The 19,663-nt window shown below is 72.2% G+C and carries 14 protein-coding genes; 12 read left to right on the forward strand and 2 right to left on the reverse strand.

The window, feature by feature from the left end; all coding sequences use genetic code 11:
• Positions 1-63 precede the first annotated feature (63 nt).
• The 11 genes from VK501_RS05295 (at position 64) to VK501_RS05345 (ending at position 17,905) form a co-directional block, all read left to right on the forward strand.
• Entirely contained in the window at positions 64-1,941 is a 1,878-nt protein-coding gene (locus tag VK501_RS05295) for a glycoside hydrolase family 2 protein (protein WP_324335372.1), read from the forward strand.
• Positions 1,942-1,990: 49 nt separating this feature from the next.
• Positions 1,991-2,677 (forward strand): 50S ribosomal protein L25, encoded by a 687-nt coding sequence (locus VK501_RS05300; protein ID WP_324335374.1) that lies wholly within the window; start codon positions 1,991-1,993, stop codon positions 2,675-2,677.
• A 21-nt stretch (positions 2,678-2,698) separates the two neighbouring features.
• Positions 2,699-3,280: an aminoacyl-tRNA hydrolase gene (gene pth, locus VK501_RS05305; protein ID WP_324335376.1), complete on the forward strand. Its 582-nt coding sequence runs from the start codon at positions 2,699-2,701 to the stop codon at positions 3,278-3,280.
• A gap of 117 nt (positions 3,281-3,397) precedes the next feature.
• On the forward strand, positions 3,398-8,470 hold the full coding sequence (locus VK501_RS05310; protein ID WP_324335378.1) for a PKD domain-containing protein: 5,073 nt from the start codon (positions 3,398-3,400) through the stop codon (positions 8,468-8,470).
• Positions 8,471-8,526: 56 nt separating this feature from the next.
• Positions 8,527-9,924 carry a hypothetical protein gene (locus VK501_RS05315; RefSeq protein ID WP_324335380.1) on the forward strand — a complete coding sequence of 466 codons (1,398 nt, stop codon included), beginning with the start codon at positions 8,527-8,529 and terminating at the stop codon, positions 9,922-9,924.
• Positions 9,925-9,996: 72 nt separating this feature from the next.
• Positions 9,997-13,368 (forward strand): transcription-repair coupling factor, encoded by a 3,372-nt coding sequence (gene mfd / locus VK501_RS05320; protein ID WP_324335382.1) that lies wholly within the window; start codon positions 9,997-9,999, stop codon positions 13,366-13,368.
• A 148-nt stretch (positions 13,369-13,516) separates the two neighbouring features.
• On the forward strand, positions 13,517-14,611 hold the full coding sequence (locus tag VK501_RS05325) for a peptidyl-prolyl cis-trans isomerase (RefSeq protein ID WP_324335384.1): 1,095 nt from the start codon (positions 13,517-13,519) through the stop codon (positions 14,609-14,611).
• Between the two features lie 291 nt (positions 14,612-14,902).
• The gene (gene mazG, locus VK501_RS05330) at positions 14,903-15,691 is read left to right on the forward strand and encodes a nucleoside triphosphate pyrophosphohydrolase (RefSeq protein ID WP_324335386.1); all 789 of its coding nucleotides are present in this window, start codon (positions 14,903-14,905) and stop codon (positions 15,689-15,691) included.
• 9 nt (positions 15,692-15,700) lie between these two features.
• A complete protein-coding gene (eno, locus tag VK501_RS05335) occupies positions 15,701-16,975 on the forward strand; it encodes a phosphopyruvate hydratase (RefSeq protein ID WP_324335387.1) in 1,275 nt (424 codons plus the stop codon).
• A 175-nt stretch (positions 16,976-17,150) separates the two neighbouring features.
• Positions 17,151-17,531, forward strand: a complete 381-nt coding sequence (locus tag VK501_RS05340) for a septum formation initiator family protein (protein WP_324335389.1) — start codon at positions 17,151-17,153, stop codon at positions 17,529-17,531.
• A gap of 38 nt (positions 17,532-17,569) precedes the next feature.
• Positions 17,570-17,905, forward strand: coding sequence for a hypothetical protein (locus tag VK501_RS05345; RefSeq protein WP_324335391.1), 336 nt, complete (start codon positions 17,570-17,572; stop codon positions 17,903-17,905).
• 30 nt (positions 17,906-17,935) lie between these two features.
• On the opposite strand, the gene VK501_RS05350 is transcribed toward VK501_RS05345, so the two are convergent.
• Positions 17,936-18,727 (reverse strand): GNAT family N-acetyltransferase, encoded by a 792-nt coding sequence (locus VK501_RS05350; protein ID WP_324335393.1) that lies wholly within the window; start codon positions 18,725-18,727, stop codon positions 17,936-17,938.
• 48 nt (positions 18,728-18,775) lie between these two features.
• Entirely contained in the window at positions 18,776-19,279 is a 504-nt protein-coding gene (locus VK501_RS05355; protein ID WP_324335395.1) for a hypothetical protein, read from the reverse strand.
• A 274-nt stretch (positions 19,280-19,553) separates the two neighbouring features.
• On the opposite strand from VK501_RS05355, the gene VK501_RS05360 reads away from it, so the two are divergent.
• A partial coding sequence (locus VK501_RS05360; protein WP_324335397.1) for a carbon storage regulator occupies positions 19,554-19,663 on the forward strand: 110 nt, incomplete at its 3' end.

The following is a 19,663-nucleotide window of genomic DNA, read 5'->3' on the forward strand; positions in this document are numbered from 1 at the left end:
GCAGGACGTCTCACCGCCTCGGACCGCATCGCGCTCCAGCCCCTCGTGTTCCCCCTCCCCGAGATGCTCCGACGCTGCCTTCTCCTGTCCCTCCTCGCGGCGTTCGCGCTGCCCGCCGTCGCCGCCGCGCAGAGCGACGGCCTCGCCCAGAAGACCCTCTACAAGACGGGTGCCTCCAGCCGCTACCTCATGGGCGGTCAGTGGTGGTACCGGGCCGACCCGGGCGGCACCGGCACGGTCAGCGAGTTCGCGGCCAACGCCTCGACGGCGAGCTGGAAGGCGGTCACCGTCCCGAACGCCTGGAACGCCAAGGACTACAGCGACGCGTCGTTCGCCGGCGGCGTGGGCTGGTACCGCAAGAGCTTCCACCTGCCCTCGAGCGCCAAGCGCCTGTCGTGGGTGGTGCGCTTCGAGTCGGTCAACTACCGGGCCAGGATCTACCTCAACGGTCGGCTCGTCGGCAAGAACACCGGCGCGTACCTGCCGTTCGAGATCCGCCTGCCGGCCAGCGTGCTCAAGCGCGGCGGCACGAACCTGCTCGCCGTGCGGGTCGACGACCGGCGCTTCCCGACCGACTTCCCGCCCTCGGGGCTGTCGGCGACCGGCGTGCCGACCGGCGGCTGGTGGAACTACGGCGGCCTGCTGCGCGAGGTCTACCTGCGCAAGATCGACCGCATCGACTTCAACACGGTCGCGGTGCTGCCGGACCTGCCGTGCGCCACCTGCGACGCGCACGTGACCTACAAGGCGACGGTCCGCAACTACGGCGACAAGGCCCAGCGGGTGAAGGTCACCGCGCGCCTCGGCGCCCGCAGGATCACGCTCGGAACCGCCTCGGTCGGCGCCAAGAAGTTCGCGACGTTCACCAAGCGGATCGCGGTCAAGAACCCCAAGACGTGGTCGCCGACGAGCCCGTACCTCTACAACACGTCGCTGACCGCCAGCGACGGCAAGAAGACGCTGCAGAGCTACTACGAGCGCACGGGCATCCGCTCGATCAAGGTCGTCGACGGGCACTTGATGCTCAACGGCAAGCCGCTGAACTTCCGCGGCTTCGGCACGCACGAGGACTCGCTCGACAAGGGCTTCGCGATCGACGACGCCCAGCGCGAGCAGCAGATCCAGTGGGCGCGGGAGGCGGGCGGCACGCTCCTGCGCAGCCACTACCCGCTGCACCCGTACTACTACGAGCGGCTGGACGAGCTCGGGATGCTGGCGTGGACCGAGGTCCCCGTCTACTCCGTCAAGACCAAGTACCTCAAGCAGACCCTCGTCCGTCAGCTGGCGGCCAAGGAGCTGTCGACCGCGGTCCAGACGAACATCAACCACCCGTCGATCATCGTGTGGTCGGCCGGCAACGAGCTGAGCGCGCGCCCGGGACCGGTGCAGGGCTACTACATCCAGCGCGCGGTCAAGCAGGCCAAGGCCCTGGATCCGACGCGCCCGGTCGGCCTCGCGGTCGCCGGCTACCCGTCGGCGGGCTGCCAGCCCGAGTACGGGCCGCTGGACGTCCTCGGCATCAACGAGTACTTCGGGTGGTACTCGGGTCCCAACGGCCAGATCGCCGATCGCTCGCTGCTGAGCGACTACCTCGACAGCGTCCGCCAGTGCTATCCCAAGAAGGCCATCGTCATCACCGAGACCGGCGCGGAGGCCAACCGCGACGGCCCGGTCGAGGAACGCGGGACCTACCAGTTCCAGCAGGACTTCGTGAACTACCACTACGGCGTGTACGCGTCGAAGCCGTGGCTGTCGGGCGCGCTGTGGTGGACGCTCGAGGAGTTCGCGGTGCGGCCCAACTGGGAGGGCGGCAACCCCTGGCCGTTCTCGCCCATCCACCAGAAGGGCCTGATCACGATGACGGGCGTCAAGAAGCCGGCGTTCTCCGACATCCAGCGGATCTACAAGGGCACGAAGCAATGGGGCGGCGCCGGGCAGTAGCGGGGAGGCGCGGTTTCCGCGCCCGCTTCGCTACCATCGGCCGCCGCTCATGGCCGACCAGACCACCCAGCTCGAAGTCCACGCCCGCAAGGCCGCCCACTCCCGCGAGACCCGTCGCCTGCGCCGTTCCGGCCAGGTCCCCGGGGTCCTCTACGGTGGCGCCGAAGGGCCCGTCGCGTTCGCCGTCGCGGAGCGCACCCTGCGCCACGCGCTGGCCGGCAAGGGCGCGGTGCTCGAGCTGAGCATCGACGGAGGCGCCGGCACGCCGGCCGTCCTCAAGGACTCCCAGCGCCACCCCGTCCGCGGTGAGATCATGCACATCGATCTCCTCCGCGTGGACCTCACCGTCGCGATCGAGGCGACCGTCCCGGTCCACCTGGTCGGCGACGCGCAGGCCCCCGGCATCATCGAGGGCGGCATCCTCGAGCACGTCACGCGCGAGCTGACGATCGAGGCGCTCCCGAACGACATCCCCGAGTACATCGAGGTCGACGTCTCCAAGATGGAGATGAACGCCACGATCCAGCTCGCGGACATCGACGCGCCGGCGGGCATCACGCTCCTCGACGATCCGGACGCCACCGTCCTCGCCTCGATCACGCCGCCGAGCGTGTCGACCGAGAGCGACGACTCGGTCGAGACCGAGACCGAGCGCGTCGGCGACACGGCCAAGGCCGCGGCCGCGGCCGGCGACGCGGACGCCGCCCAGGCGCCCGCCGACGACAGCGCCGAGTAGTCCTCGGCGCTCGCTGAGCCGATGCGGCTCCCGGGCCGCGCTGCGCCCGTCGACTGGCTGGTCGTCGGGCTCGGCAATCCCGGCACGCAGTACGCGCGCACGCCGCACAACGTGGGCTTCCAGGTCGCCGAGGCGCTCATCGAGCGCTGGGGGCTGGGCAAGCCGAAGAAGACGTTCGCCGGGCTCTACGCCGACGGCAGGATCGCCGGCCCCGGTCCCCGCGTCGGCGTCCTGCTGCCCCAGACCTACATGAACGAGTCGGGCCGCTCCGCCGGCCCGGCGCGCGGGGCGCTGAAGGTCGACCTCGACCACGTCGTCGCCGTGCACGACGAGATCGACCTGAAGTTCGGCGACGTCCGCACCCGCCTCGGCGGCGGGCTCGCCGGCCACAACGGCCTCAAGTCGCTGAAGGCCGGCTTCGGCTCGCCGGAGTTCGCCCGCGTGCGGGTCGGCGTCAGCCGTCCCGACTCGACCGACCCCGACGTCGTCGCGGCCTACGTGCTGGGCCGATGGCGCCAGCCGGCGGCCGAGGTGGCCGACCTTGTGGATCGCGCGGCCGACGCGGTGGAGCGCATCGTCGACGGCCGCGACCCGCTCGGCTGACCGCGCAACGTTCGTCCGCCCGGGGCCGCAAGGTACGGCTGGCCGCACCACGGCGCTCTGCCCCCGACCGTAGGCTGGCGCGGCTCGTCCGGTCCAGCACGGCAGGGAAGGTCATCGATGGCATGGTTTCGAGCGCTCCTGGCGCTCTCGTTCACGACGCTCGCGGGAGCGCTCGTCGTGACGCCGGCGCAGGCGGCGTCGGTCGTCGTGCAGGGACGATTCCCCGGCCCCGACCTGATCGCGCACCGCTACGTGGCCCCGGCCGCCGGCAACGAGACGCTGACGGTCGTCACGCCCACTACGCCGGCCGACACCCCGGGTACGTGGGCGACGAACACCACGCTGGACTTCGACCGCGACGGCAAGGCCGACGCAATGGTGGCGATCTACGGACCGACCCCGGTGTCGTACCGCGTGCTGAAGCTGACGCCGGGCGCGACGGTGCCGTCTGTCGATCGCGAACACGACACGTGCCTCGTGCCCGACACCGTCACCGGCGCCGCGACGCAGGTGGCCTCCGGCGGCTTGGTCGGGGTCACACCGCGTGCGAGCAGCCGCGCGGTGTCGCTGTCGCTGGACTTCGACGCCTGGTTCGGGACGATCGCCCGCTACCAGCCGATCATGACGACGTTCTGGACGCCGGCGGCCTCGGCCGGCGGCAGCCAGTCCGCGGTCTATGACTACCTCCCCGACGCGGCCGGCCCGCCCGACGGCAGCCGCGCTCCGATCGACAACGCCTGCCGCGGCATCGTCGGCGGCAACGTCCAGGCGTGGGGGTTCGTCCTGGACTCCGCCAAGGGCGACGACCGCGAGGTTCCCAACGGCGAGGTCCCGCGCAGCCAGCGGATGGCCGACCGCCACGAGATGGCCACGGGAGAGTCCGATCTCGTGCAGGCCGACGTCGACCAGTTCATCGCCAACCGCTACGCCACCGACCTCTCGGCCGATGCACCCACGACGACGGGAACGCAGCCGACGTTCAACCCCGCCGACCTCACGCTGACGTTCGCGCCCGCCGGCGCGTTGGACTCGGCGACGTACTTCCACCCCTCGGGCGTCGGACCGACACCGTTCGCCCTGCTGAAGACCAGCGGCTCTCCCGGCGCCGACCACGTGACCGTGACGATGCAGACCGGGCTGCAGGGGATCACGAGCACCGCCGAGCCGCAGTGCTTCCCCCGCGACGGCAGCACGGTCCTCCCGGGCGGGACCACCGCCTGGGGCGATGGCGGCGACCGGGTCACGCTCTCGCTCCCCGTGACCCGGGACGGTCAGGGCCGCCCGACCGTCAAGGTCGCCCTCGACCGGGTCTTGGGCGTCTTCGCGAACAACGGCACCGGCAACCGCACCACCTTCGGCTGGTCGCCCACCACGCTGCCCGTCGGCGAGGGCGACCCTGACTACGCGCCCGACTACAACGGCCAGGACTACGGCACCAAGTTCTCGGCGTGCACGATCGCCGGCGCGCCCGGCACGGTCCTCCAACTCGCCAACGCCCCGTTCCTGGACGGCGCTGCGTTCAACGCCGCCCTGACGCTCACCCCGTCCGCGCCCCAGCGCGACGAGCCGGTCACGCTGACCGCCTCGCCCAACCTCGGCGGGAGCATCTACCGGTTCGATCTCGACGGCGATGGCCTGTTCGACAGCTCGGCGCAGGAGACGTCGCCGACGCGCACGCAGACCTACAACGCCCGGACGCCGGCGACCGTGTTCATCCGCCAGCCGGGCGGCAACTACTCCGTCGCCGTGGTCGACGTCGCGCCGGCCGACCCGCCGCCCGTGGCGGCCTTCACCGCCGACGCCCCGGCGCCGTTCACCCTCGGTCCCGCAGGGGCGACGGTCGCCTGGACCGACACCTCGACCGACGACCACCACATCATCAAGACGCGGACGTGGACGCTGCGCCATGGCACGACGGTCATCACCTGCCCGGTGGCCGACAACTGCCAGCCGTTCTCCCACACCTTCTCCGACGGCGACGCCGGTGAATGGACGCTCGAGCTGACCGTCACCGACGACGAGGACGTGCCCGGGACCAAGACGGAGACCTTCCAGGTCCTGGCCGGCGACGGCGGCCCCGGCACCGGCCCGACCGCCGCGCGGATCGCGCTGCTCACCCAAGGCAAGGTGTACGCCAAGCGCAACGTGACGTACACCGCGGCGCGCTCCAGCGTCCGCGTCGGGCCGGCGCACTTCGCCTGGGACCTGGATGGCGACGGCACGTTCGAGACCGACACCGGCCGCCAGGCCACCGTCACGACGGCCTACGACGGGCCCGGGCACCGCGAGGTCCGCGTGCGTCTCGACGACGGCGCCGGCGGCAGCTCGACCTCGGCGCCGCTGGGCGTCGACGTCGCGCCGGCGACCGATCAGGCGCCCTCGGTCGTCCTCAACGCGCCCGAGTCGGTGACGTTGAACAAGAGCTCGGTCAGCGCCGCGCTGGACGCGACCGGCTCGACCGGCCGCAACGAGGACCCGTCGCTGACGTTCGCCTGGGACCTCGACGGCGACGGCGTGTTCGAGACCGGCACCGGCGCGATCCCGAAGGCGACCGCGACGTTCACGACGTCGGGCGACCACGTCGTCCGCGTCCGCGCGAGCGACGTGTTCGGCAACCGCACGGTCGTGGCCAAGACGATCTTCGTCCGCGGCTCGGCTGAGATCGCGGCCAACTGCGTCGGACGTGAGCAGTTCCGCAGCGTGAGCTACGGTCCGGCTCGCGTGTCGGCGTGCTGGACGAAGGTCGACCGGCCCAGCTCCGGTCCGTTGTGGATCGCCCGCGGCGACGTCGGACTCAACGGCCTGCGACTGCGCAAGGGCACCAAGGGCAGCGCGCCGCGGCGGGCGTTCGCCGATTGCGCCGGCGACTGCGTCGCCGCGCAGAGCGCGTTCAGCGACGCAGGCCAGGGTGCGCGGATCGTCTTCGATCCCTACGACGGCACGCTGAAGTCCAACGGCCCGATCGCGGTCGGCGCGGAGGGCAGCGGCGTCAAGTTGGTGCTCAACGACGGGCCGCTCGACCTGACCCTCCCGGCGACCACCTCCAAGGACGAGGACGGCATCATCCTGCACCCCTCCGGCGGCGCGGCGTTGTTCAGCCTCAAGCTCGCCGACGAGGCGGAGGTCCGCTTTCCCGCCGACGGGGAGGCCACGGTCGCCATGTCGGTCCACCTGCCGCCCCAGATGCCCGGCGTCGGCGGCGACGTGACGCTGCGCTCGACCCAGACCGACGGGATCATCCTCGACCACCTCAAGATCGAGGTGCAGACCGGCCTGCTGTCGGACTACCTGAAGCTCGCGAACCTCTCGGTGGAGTACGACCGCGCCGACCAGCAGTGGACCGGCCACGCGGAGCTCGGGCTGCCCGGCATCAAGGGCAAGGAGTTCTCGATCGAGGCCGAGATCGTCATCGCCAACGGCAGGTTCAAGTCGATCTACGGCGCGGTCGACGGCCTAGGCATCAACCTCGGCGAGGGCATCTACCTGCAGCGCATCCGCGCGGGCGTCGGGGTCGACCCGCTCGACCTCCAGGGCGGCATCGGCCTCAGCGCCGGGCCGAAGATCGCGGGCACGCAGATCTTCTCCGTGGACGGCGACGTGCGCCTGACGTTCCCGTCGACCAAGTACCCGTTCGCGGTCTTCCAGATCGCCGGCAACACCAAGATGCTCGACGAGATCGAGCTGACCAAGGGCGTCTTCCGGTTCGCGACCAACGGGTTCTTCGAGGCGCGGGGCGGCATCAGCCGCCAGGTCGGCCTGGGCTACTTCGACGCCGACATCGGCGGCTGGTTCACCTTCGACAAGGCCAACCTCACCGGCAACGCCGAGGTGGGCATCAAGTTCCTGGGCGACAAGATCAAGCTCGCCGAGGCTCACGCCGTGCTGTCGACGAAGGGCATCGCGGCCTGCGGCACGATTCCGGTGATCGACGTCGGCGGCGGCATCGGCTACCTGTGGAACGGGAAGACGACGATCTTCCGGGGCTGCGACCTCGGCCCCTACAGCGAGGCGCGGCCCGAGGGGATCCCGGACGGCTTCGAGGTCCGCGCCGCAGCCGTCTCAGCCCCGGCGCTCACGCTCCCTGCGGGCCTGCGCTCGGTCAACGTGGCGGTGCACGGGCGCGGGGCGCCACCGAAGGTGCGGCTGGTCGACGCCAAGGGGCAGACGGTGGTCGACGCCACCGCCGAGCAACTCACCAAGAAGGCCATGGTGATCCAGGACGCCGACAACGCGACGACGCAGATCGTCGTCAAGGCACCGGCCAAGGGCAAGTACCTGGTCGTGGCCGCGGCGGGGTCGGCGGCGATCGCCAAGGTCGAGCACGCCGAGGACGCCGGCCCGCAGCGCGTGCGCGCGACGATCAGCGGCCCGGGCGCCAAGCGCACGCTGCGCTGGACCGTCACACCGCGCCTGCAGAAGGGCCAGCAGCTGACGCTCGGCGAGGCCGCCGCCCTCGACGGCGCGGGCTCGGAGGTCGTCAGCACCACCAAGTCGAGCGGATCGACCGCGTTCGTCCCCGAGGAGGGCCACGGCGAGCGGCGCGTCGTGACGGCGACGATCCTGACCGGCGGGCTCGGCCGCCCGCCGACGGTCGCCGCGCGGTTCACGGCGCCGCGGACCACCACGCCGGCCCGCCCGCGGGGCGTCACGCTCACGCGCAAGGGCCGCTCTGTGACGCTCGCGTGGGCCGCTGCGACCCCGGCCCCCGCGGGCGGCTGGCGCGTCGCGTTGGAGGCCGGCGGCCTGCGCGCGGTGCGCACGCTGGTGGCGGGCACGAGCCACCGGTACATGCTGCTCGACGTTCCGGCAGCGTCGCCGGTCACCGCCGCGGTGGTCGGCCTCACCTCGGGTCGCCGAGCCGGGCAGACCGCCAAGGCGCAGCTCGCGGCGGGCGCGTCCCGCTCCGGCGCCGGCTCAGCGGCCGACGCCCGACCGCGCGCGCTGACCGCGCGGCGCGCCGGGCGCACGCTCGTCGTTCGCTGGCGCGGCGGCCCCGAGCGCGTGAAGGGGTTCGCGGTTCGCGTGCGGGTCGGCACGCGCAAGGCGATGCTCCTGCACGCCAACCCGGCCAAGCGCACCGTGTCGGTCGCCGGCCTGCCGAAGGGCGCCGCGACGGTCCGCGTCGAGGTCCGCGCTGAGCGCTTCGGCGGCGGGACGAGCCGGGCGGTGACGCTGAGCGGCAGGCGCTAAGAGCGCTCGCGCCACCTGTCCACCTCGCGCCGCCGCGCCCCGTAGGATCCAGCCCCATGCGCCGCCGTTTGGTCCTGCTGATCACTGCACTGGCGCTGAGCGCTGTGCCCGCGACGCCGGCCTGGGGCGCGCGGGTGTTCGGGCCGGGCGACGGCGTGCAGGCGACGCTCACGGCCGGTCGCACGCTGGAGCTCCGCTTCACCGGAGCCTCCGCCGCCGGGGTGAAGGCCGGCCAGGTGCTTCGCGTGTCGTGCTCAGCCCATCCGGACCCGGCCGGCCTGCTGTTCGTCGGCAGCGGGGACGACGTGACGCCCTCCGGCAGTGGGAAGGTCGCCACGGGAGGCGTCCTGCGTGTCCAGCTCGACCGGGTGGCCCCGGTCGATGAGTGCGACGTGTGGCGCCTCGACGGCGAGGAGCTGTGGCCGCCGATCGTGGCGCGCGCGGCGCTGGATCCGGCGGGAGCGTCGTGGGTCGACGAGGTCGTGCGCGCCCTGCCACTGTCCGACCTCCTCGGGCGCGCCCGGTCGAGCAAGGCCTACGTGCCGGCCGCCTCGGTGGTGGGCGGCAACGTCGTCGCGCTCGGGGGCCAGACCGCCTCAGTGCCGTCCGGGCAGCTCGGCTACTGGACCGATGGGGCGGCCCACGCCGTCGCCGCGACGACGAGCGCCGCCGGACGCCGCCTCGTGGTCGAGGACCTCGGCGCCGGGATGCTGCGCACGAACGTGCTCGAGCAGGCGGGCGTGCTGGATGGGCTGCTCTTCGGTCTGGGGGCGAGCGAGATCACCGGCACGGCTTCCGAGGCGCATCCCTCCCCGTACAAGGGCAAGGAGGCGCTCGGCGCCCACGACGGCGTGCGGGCGGCGTTCGCCGGGCGCCGGTTGACCATCCGCTTCACGCGGCGCTCGGCCGCCGTGTTCCGCGCCCTCGTGGGGCGCCGTGTCGAGGTCTCCTGCGTCCGTCGCCCCGCGCCGGGCCTGTTCGGCGGCACGCTGGCGCCGCCCGTCGTCCACGCCGCCCGTGCGCGCGTCCCTCGCCGGGGAGGCACGCTCACCGTGTCGCTGGGCGGGACGGGCGACCTCTGCGCGGTCGGCGACGCGGGAACGCTCGTCGCGTTGTTCGCCGCCACCGCCGCCGGTCACTGGTGGTCGGCCGACGTCGCGGCGATCAACGTGCTGGACCAGCTGCCCGACAGCCTGGCCGCGCCCGGTGGCACCGCGTACCTGACGCCCGCCGCGATCGTCGCCAAGCATCCGCGCCTGCTCGCGATGAGCAGCCAGGGCGCCGCCGTGCCGGCCGGCCGCGTGGGCGTCTGGACCGACGGCGCCCAGCACGCGCTCGTTGCCGTGACTTCGCCCTCGGGTCGCCGGTTCGTCCTGGCCGACGAGGGCGAGGGCGTGCTGCGGACGAACGTCTACGCGGAGCTGTTGGGCCTGGCCTATCTCGGCACCGGCTGACGCCGGGTCGGCACGACTACTATGAAGTGAGCACCCGGCCGCGCCTCTTGCGCGGTCGCTGCGCATGCCCAGATGGCCCTACGCCCCCTCCTCACGCACCTCGCCGACGACCCCAACGGCCCCCGCCTCGCACGCGAGGGCGGCCGGGCGTTCGTGTCGGCCTCCTACCGCCCGTACGTCGTCGGCGCGCTGCTCGACGGCCTCGACGGACCGATGGCCGGGCGCCCCGCGCTGGTCGTCGCCGCCGACGACCGCCAGGCCCGCGACCTCGCCGCCGACCTGCGCCACTGGCTCGCCCCGCGGCCCGTGCGCTTCTACCCGAGCCGCGGCGTCGCGTACGAGTCGCACCTCGCGCCCCCGCCGCACCTCGTCGGCCTCCGCGTCGCCGCGCTCGACGCGCTGCTCGCAGAGCCCTCCGACGACACGGAGCCGCCGGTCGTCGTGGTCTCCGCGGTCGCGCTCAGCGAGAAGGTGCCGGATCCGTCGCTGCGGCCGAAGTCGTTCATGCTGCGCGTCGGCGACCTGCTGGACCTCGACGAGGTGTCCGCCGACCTGGTCGCGGCCGGCTACGAGCGCGTCGACCAGGTCGACGACCGCGGCCAGTTCGCGATCCGCGGCGGCATCCTCGACGTCTATCCCGCCACCTCCGACCACGCGGTCCGCGTCGACCTCTTCGACATCGAGATCGAGTCGCTGCGCGAGTTCTCCACGTTCACCCAGCGCTCGCTGGCGGACCTGACCGAGCTGGAGATCGCCCCCGCCGCCGAGCTGGCGGCCGAGCACCGCGAGGCGGCGGAGATCGTCGCGGTCTCCGACAGCGAAGATCGCCCGGACGTGGCCGAGCTGCTGCCCGTCGACCAGTTCCACGCGTTCCTCGACCTGGCGCCCGCCGGCGCCGCGGTGATCCTCGCCGAGGAGTCCGAGATCGGGCCCGCGCTGGCCGACCACTGGCAGGACGTGTGCGCCGCGTTCCACGCCACCGACGCGCACGACCTCTACGTCAACCCCGAGACCGTCACCGCGGCGCTAGACGAGCGCGCGCACGTGCGCCTCAGCGCGCTGTCGGGCGACCAGCCGTTCGAGTTCCGCGCGCAGGCCGCCGACCTCGGCGCCCGTTCCCTGCGCGAGGCCGAGCCGCAGCTCGAGAAGCTCGTGCGCTCCAACTACCGCACGGTCGTCACCTGGCCGCGCCGCGGCGAGGGCGAGCGCACGGCCTACAACCTGGCCCGCCTCCAGGCCCACTGGCTGACCGGAGACTCCTCGGAGACGACCGAGCCCGGCGACCTGCGGTTCGTTACCGCCGGCCTGCGCGACGGCTTCATCGCGGCCGGTCCGCGGATCGCGATCATCCCCGAGCACCGCCTCTTCCGGCGCAAGCGCGCCGAGCGGGCAGACGGCGTGCAGACGCGCCGCCGCGGGGCGCTGCGCTCGTTCAGCGACCTGCGCACGGGCGAGCACGTGGTCCACGAGGACCACGGCGTCGCGCGGTTCGCCGGCTTCGAGACCAAGACGGTCGGCGGCGTCACCCGCGACTACCTCCAGCTCGAGTTCGCCGGCACGGACAAGGTCTACATGCCGGTCGACCAGCTGACCAAGATCTCGCGCTACCTCGGCGCGGGCGGCGGCTCGCCGACGCTGAGCAAGCTCGGTGGCAAGGCCTGGGAGACGATGAAGGCGCGCGCCCGCCGCGCCGCCCAGGAGCTCGCCGGCGAGCTGCTGAACCTCTACGCCGAGCGCCGCAAGCGCGCCGGCCACGCCTACCCCGAGGACTCGGAGTGGCTGCGCGAGTTCGAGGAGAAGTTCCCCTACTCCGAGACGGCCGACCAGCGCGAGGCGATCGAGGTCGTCAAGTCCGACATGGAGCGCTCCACGCCCATGGACCGGCTGATCTGCGGCGACGTCGGCTACGGCAAGACCGAGGTCGCGCTGCGCGCCGCGTTCAAGGCCGCCGACGACGGCAAGCAGGTGCTCGTCCTCGCCCCGACGACGATCCTGGCCCAGCAGCACTTCGGCAACTTCGCCGAGCGGCTGAAGGACTACCCCTTCACCGTCGACCACGTCTCGCGGTTCCGGACGCCCAAGGACCAGAAGGCCGTCGTCCAGTCCTTCAACGAGGGCAAGGTCGACATCCTGATCGGCACGCACCGCCTGCTCGGGCGCGACATGCGGGGCAAGGACATCGGGTTGATCGTCGTCGACGAGGAGCAGCGCTTCGGCGTCAAGCAGAAGGAGCTGCTGCGCCAGCTCAAGCTCAAGGTCGACGTCATCGCGATGTCGGCCACGCCGATCCCGCGCACGCTGCAGATGTCGATGGCCGGCATCCGCGACATCTCGGTCATCGAGACGCCCCCCGAGGGGCGCCGGCCGGTCAAGACCTACGTCGGCGAGTACGACGAGGAGCTCGTCAAGCAGGCGATCATGCGCGAGAAGCAGCGTGGGGGACAGGCGTTCTTCGTGCACAACCGAGTCGAGTCCATCGAGGAGACGGCCGAGCGCCTGCGCGGGCTCTGCCCGGGCGTGAGCTTCGAGGTCGCCCACGGACAGCTCGACGAGAAGGTCCTCGAGCAGAAGATGCTCGAGTTCCTGCGCGGCGACGCCGACGTCCTGGTGGCGACGTCGATCATCGAGTCCGGAATCGACATCCCGCAGGCCAATACGCTGATCGTCGAGCGTTCCGATCTGTTCGGACTCGCTCAGCTGTACCAGATCCGCGGGCGCGTCGGGCGCTCCCGCGAGAAGGCCTATGCCTACCTGCTCTACCCGGCACACGCCTCGCTGACCGAGGAGGCGATGAAGCGCATGAGCGCGCTGAGCGACTACACCGAGCTCGGCGCGGGCTTCAAGATCGCGATGCGCGACCTCGAGATCCGCGGCGCCGGCAACCTGCTCGGCGACGAGCAGTCCGGCCACGTCGCGGCGCTCGGCTTCGAGCTGTACATGCAGATGCTCGACGAGGCGGTGCAGCTGGCCAGCGAGCGCCCCGACGACGAGGAGGAGCGCGAGCCGGTGCGCCTCGACGTCAACGTCGACGCCTACGTCCCCGCCGACTACGTGCCCTACGAGCAGGCGAAGATCGACATCCACCGGCGGATCGCGGGCGCCCGCGAGGTCGCCGAGCTGGGGATGCTGCGCGACGAGCTCGAGGACCGCTTCGGCGAGGTGCCGACGCCGGTCCTGAACCTGCTGGCGCTGCAGCAGGCGCGCATCAAGCTCGGCCAGGCCGGTGCCCGCGCGGTGACGTTCCGCGGCGATCGCCTGTCGGTCACGCCGATCGATCTGGACGCCGAGCGGGCCAAGCGGCTCAAGGAGGCGCTGCCGGAGTCCACCTACGAACCAGGGCGCTCGCAGCTGTCGGTACGCGTGCCGACCGACGCCGAGGGCCGCTTCCCCGCTGTTGTCGCGGCCGCAGACGCGCTGCTGGCCGTCGCGACGGCCGCTGCGTAGCCGTGCCAATTGGACATAGGTTTAAGGCGGGCTTCATGAAGACCCTGGTAGCTTGCGCGGCGCTATGACATCGACTCGTCGGTACCTGGCGCTCCTGGGCGCCTTTTTCGTGCTCCCCCTGGCCCTCTCCGCCTGCGGTGAGGGAGGCGTGCCCGGCAACGCCGTGGTCAAGATCGGCAGTGATGCGATCAAGACCTCGGAGTTCGACCACTGGCTCCAGGTGGCCGCGACGACCCAGCAGCAGCAGACGGGAGCGGTCGGCAAGGCCGCGATCCCGCAGCCGCCCGAGTTCACGTCGTGCATCGCGACCAAGAAGAAGACGGCGGCCAAGCCGGCCAAGGGCCAGCCCAAGCCGACCGACGCCACCTACAAGGCGCAGTGCAAGCAGGAGTACGAGAGCCTGCGCGACTCGGTCATGCAGTTCCTGATCTCCTCCGCCTGGATCGAGGGCGAGTCGCACGACAAGGGCGTCAAGCTGTCGGACGCCGACGTCAAGAAGGAGTTCGACAAGCAGCGCCAGCAGAGCTTCCCGAAGGACAAGGACTACGCCGCCTTCCTGAAGAGCTCCGGCTACGTCCAGGAGGACCTCCTGTACCGGATCAAGGTGCAGAACCTCTCGCAGAAGCTGCGGACGAAGATCCTCGAGGGGACCGACAAGGTCACCGACGCGCAGATCGCCGACTACTACAACAAGAACAAGTCGCGCTTCGCGCAGCCCGAGAAGCGCGACCTGCGCATCGTGCTGACCAAGACCGAGGCGCAGGCCAAGAAGGCCAAGTCGGCGCTCGACGGCGGCCAGTCCTTCAAGACCGTCGCGGCCAAGTACTCGATCGACCAGGGCACCCGCGACAACGGCGGCCTGCTCGCCGCCGTGCCGAAGGGCCAGCAGGAGAAGGCGCTCGACGACGCGACGTTCACGGCGTCCAAGGGCAAGATCGAGGGCCCGGTCAAGACGCAGTTCGGCTACTACGTCTTCGAGGTCGCCAAGATCACGCCCGGCTCCCAGCAGACGCTGGACCAGTCCAAGGCGTCGATCAAGCAGCTGCTGGTCTCCCAGCAGCAGCAGAAGAAGCTCGACGCGTTCGTCAAGGACTTCCAGAAGAAGTGGAAGGACCGCACGGACTGCCGCAAGGGCTACGTGACCGACGACTGCAAGAACGCGCCGAAGAAGGCCGCGACGACGGCCACCGGCGCCTCCGACGCCCCGGCCCCGGCCCCGGCGCAGACGACGACCACGAAGTAGGCGCCGGGTAGGCTGAGGCGGGTGTCGCCCCTCGCGACACCCGCCGCCTAGGGCTCCGGCCTCGCCGGGCGAGCGGTGCGGCCCCTCGCGACACCCGCCGCCTAGGGCTCCGGCCTCGCCGGGCGAGCGGTGCGGCCCCTCGCGACACCCGCCGCCTCGGGCTCCGGCCTCGCCGGGCGAGCGGTGCGGCCCCTCGCGACACCCGCCGCCTAGCGCTCCGGCCTCGCCGGGCGAGCGGTGCGGCCCCTCGCGACACCCGCCGCCTAGGGCTCCGGCGCTAGATTGCGAGCGGTGTCAAAGACACCCGCCGAAGTCGCCCACGCCCTCGAGCAGCTCGACGCCCTGACGCGGCGCCTGCGGGTGGAGTGCCCGTGGGACCGCGAGCAGGACGAGCGCACGATCGTCCCCCACACGCTCGACGAGGCCTACGAGCTCGCCGACGCGGCGCACCGCCGCGACGACGCCAAGATGGTCGACGAGCTGGGGGACGTCCTCTTCCAGGTCCACTTCCTGTCGCTGCTGCTCGAGGAGCGCGACGCCGGCTCGCTGGCCGACGTCGCCGAGCACGTGCGCCAGAAGCTCATCCGGCGCCACCCGCACGTCTTCGGGGAGGTCGAGGTGGCCAACGCGGGCGAGGTGCTCGCCAACTGGGACGAGATCAAGTCGACCGAGGCGGGCCGCGAGCCCGGGATCTTCGGGGAGGTGCCCGAGAACCTGCCGTCGCTGCTCTACGCGCGCAAGGTCCAGCGGCGCACCGCGGCGACCGGCCTCGACGTCGACGAGCCACCCTATGGGGCGGTTCTGGGCCAGCTCGAGCAGCTGGAGGAGTCCGGCGCGAGGGATGATGCCGACGCGCGGTACGCCGACGTCGGCGATCTGCTGTTCGCCGCCGTCAACGTCGCGCGCAAGCTGAAGGTCGACCCGGAGCTCGCGCTGCGGTCCTCGGCCGATAGGTTTCGCGCGCGCGTCGAGGCCGCCGAGCGGCTCGCCGAGGCCGACGGCGCGACCTGGGGCGATCTGGCGACCGGCTCCCAGATGAACTACTACGCGCAGGCCCGACTCCGAGAAGAACAGGACTGACACGACTCCATGAGCGCCATCGAACGCGTCCACGCCCGGCAGATCCTCGACTCGCGTGGCAACCCGACCGTCGAGGTCGAGCTCGCCCTGCGCTCCGGCGCGACCGGCCGCGCGGCCGTCCCCTCGGGCGCCTCCACCGGCGAGTTCGAGGCGACCGAGCTGCGCGACGGCGGCTCGGAGTACCTCGGCAAGGGGGTGACGAAGGCCGTCGGCCACGTCAACGGCGAGATCGCCGAGGCGATCGCCGGCCTCGACGCCACCGACCAGGCCGCCCTCGACCGCAGGCTGACCGAGCTCGACGGCACGCCCAACAAGTCCCGTCTCGGCGCGAACGCGATCCTGGGCGTGTCGCTCGCCGCGGCCCACGCCGCCGCCGCGGAAGAGGGCCAGCCGCTGTGGCGCTACCTCGGCGGCGAGGGCGCGCACGTGCTCCCGGTGCCGATGATGAACGTGCTCAACGGGGGCGCGCACGCCGACAACTCGGTCGACTTCCAGGAGTTCATGGTGGTCCCGGCCGGCGCGTCCTCGTTCCGCGACGGCCTGCGCATGGGCGCCGAGGTGTTCCACGCGCTCAAGAAGACGCTGCACGACCGCAAGCTCGGCACGACGGTCGGCGACGAGGGCGGCTTCGCCCCGAACCTCGAGTCCAACGAGGCGGCGCTCGAGCTGCTCGTCGCCGGCATCGAGGCCGCCGGCTACACGCCGGGCGCCGATGTCGCCATCGCCTTGGACCCGGCCACGTCGGAGATCTTCGAGAGCGGCGTCTACGACCTCGAGCACGAGGGTCGCAAGCTCAGCTCGCTCGAGCTGGCCGGCTACTGGGCCGACCTCGCCGGCCGCTATCCGATCCTCTCGATCGAGGACGGCATGGACGAGGAGGACTGGGACGGCTGGAAGGCGCTGACCGACAAGCTCGGCGACACCGTCCAGCTCGTCGGCGACGACCTGTTCGTCACCAACACCGAGCGCCTGCGCCGCGGCATCGACCTGGGCGTCGGCAACTCGATCCTCATCAAGGTCAACCAGATCGGGACGCTGACCGAGACGCTCGAGGCCATCGCCATGGCGCGCGACGCCGGCTACACCGCGGTCATGTCGCACCGCTCGGGCGAGACCGAGGACGTGACGATCGCCGACCTCGCCGTCGCCACCGGCTGCGGCCAGATCAAGACCGGCGCCCCGTCGCGCTCCGATCGGGTCGCCAAGTACAACCAGCTGCTGCGGATCGAGGAGGCCCTGGGGGCCGACGCGACCTACCCGGGCCGGAGCGTGTTCCGCAGCTAGGGAGGGGCGCGGCGCGTCGAGGGACGATCGAATCTCGTACAACGAGATTCAATCGTCCCTCGACGCCCGGAACGACGCCCGGAACGACCCCCGGAACGGGCCCGGCGCGTGGGCGTTCTCGTACATCCGCTGGTGCGGGAAGGAACCCGCCGGTGGCCAGCGAACCGCGATACAGATGGCCTCTGCCCGGCAGTCCGCGGCGCGTTCGCGCACCCGTCCCGACTCGGCGCCCCGTGCTCCGCAGCGGCCGAAGGTGGTCGCCGGCGGCGGGCGGGCGATCCGGTGGGATCGCGTCGGGCGCCTGGCGCTGCTCGTCGTCCTCTTCGGGGTCGTCGCGCTCTACGTCGGGCCGTCGATCAGCTTCTTCCACACCTACCGCGAGGCGCAGACGCGCCGGAGCGAGGTACGGGCGCTGCAGCAGGAGAACGACCGGCTGCGGGCGCGCCGGACGGCGCTGAAGGATTCGCGGACGCTGGAGCGCGAGGCGCGGCGCCTCGGGCTCGTCAAGCCCGGCGAGCGGCCGTTCATCGTGAAGGGCCTGCCCGGCGACCGGTGACCCGAGACCGCCCGAGCGCCGGCGCTACGCTGGCGTTCGTGGCTGATTTCGACGTGTCGAGGTTCCAGTGGCTGGAGGGCGAGCGGCGCATCCGCGAGGCGCTCCCCGACGAGCGCATGGCGATGGATCGGGTGACCGACAAGATCGTGCAGGAGCTGCGCCGGCGCCTCGGCGGCCCGTTCACGCTGGACGAGCTGCTCGACCTCTACGGCCAGGGCACCGCGTGGTGCACCGACATCGCCTACACGGTCGCGCCGGGCGCGCCGTGGGCGTGGGACGCCCGCACGACCGCCGACGCGGCCTTCGCGCGCTACATGCGCGAGGCCAGCGACTACGCGGGCGGCCGGCGCCTGGACCCGCGGCCGGCGGACTGACGCGCGGGGCGCGGCGCCCCCGCGGCCGGCTCAGCCGCGCGGCGCCACGAGCCGCAGGTACACCCCGAGGTGGCCGATCGGCGCGTAGCCGAGCCGGCCGTAGAGCTCCTTGGGCCAGTCGTCGGCGTCCGCGACGATGAACGTCAGCTCCGGCCGGCCCGCGAGCGCCGCCCGCGTCGCGGCGGCGACCACCGCGCGCCCGTAGCCGCGCCCGCGGTGCTCGGCGAGGCACACGACGTCCTCGACCTGCGCGACGCCGCCGGCGCTCCACAGGCGCGCCCATGCGACGACCGCGCCGGCGACGACCACCGCGAAGATCCGCTCGTCCGCGGGCCCGGCCGCCGCGTAGGCGCGGTGGTGCTCGAGCAGCTCGGAGCGGGTGACGTCGTCGCGCCCGTAGTCGGTGTCGGGGTCGGTGCGCAGGTAGTGGTCGTTGGCCGGCACGACCGCGTCGGCGCCGACCTCCACCACCTCGACGCCCGCGACGGGCGCGGGCGGCGGCGCGTCCGGGGCGAACGCGAGGAAGACATGGTGCGACCCGTCGTAGCCGAGGGCGCGCAGGCCAGCGCGCAGCTGGGCGTCATGCGGCTCCTCGACGGTGATCCTCCGGTGCAGGAGCGCGGCGCCGCCGAGCAGGCGCTCGGCCGCCGCGTCCAGGACCGTTGCGCCGGCGTCGCCGCCCGCCCACACGAAGTTGCGCTCGTGGCAGCGCGGGAGCGTGGGGTCCAGGAACGCCTGGCCCCACGCCGCGGTCACGGTCCGCCCGACGGCGGAGTGCATAACCCGCTCGAACGCGAACGCCCGCTGCAGGTCAGCGGTCATCGCGAACGCGCCGCGCGCTCGAAGGCGAGCGCGCGGTGCCGCCGCGGATCAGTCCTCGTCGTCGGTGTCGGCGGCATCGCCGACGCGCCGGATGACGATCTGATCGGCCTCGATCGTCACCTCGACCGGACGGTGGCCGGCCCAATGCTCGGCGTAGGTGCCGTCGTCGGCGACCGCGGGATCGAGCCACAGCCCGTAGCCCTCGTCGCCGTGGTCGAACGTGCCCTCGTAGGACGCGGGATCCTTCCGGCGGGTGCGGCCCCGGCCACCGCGGCGACCACGGCGCCGCTTGGGCGCGTCGTCGTCCTCGTCGGCCGGCTCGTCCTCGTCCTCGCCGGCCTCGGCCCGGCGGGCGGCCTCGGCCTCCAGCTCGGCGGCGATGAGCGCGTCGTCTTCGGCGCGCAGGTCGATCTCGTCGTCGAAGTCGGTGCCCGGCGTCTCGACGGCCTCGCCGTCGGGGAGCAGCTCGTTCTCCTTCTTGAAGGCCTCGATCTGCTGGACGGTGACCTCCAGCTGGTGCGCGATCCAAGCGTCAGTGCGCCCCTGGCGCACCCAGGTCCGGATCTGGTTCAGGTGAGGGCGAAGCGATCGTCTAGCCATACGAAGGGGGCCATCCTAGTCAGACCCCCGGCGGTACGTCGGGCCGGTGCGTCAAGCTGCCGTCCGATGGACGACCGGCGGGATACCACTTCGCACAGGCTTTTGGGGCAAGGTTCGCCCTTCTACTACGTTCCCGCATTTTGATGGTTTCGAGGCGCTTGCATGTGGGCAGGGGCCCTGCGAGACTCGATCCCCCGGTGGCAGGGACGTTGGGAGGCGTCACACCATGCTCGTACTGACACGAAAGTCCAACCAGAGCATCATGATCGGTGACGACATCGAGGTGTCGGTGCTGTCCATCATGGGCGAGAAGGTGCGCATCGGGATCCAGGCCCC

It is taken from the genome of Baekduia sp. (assembly GCF_035318805.1).
In the GTDB taxonomy this organism is placed as follows: Bacteria; Actinomycetota; Thermoleophilia; order Solirubrobacterales; family Solirubrobacteraceae; genus Baekduia.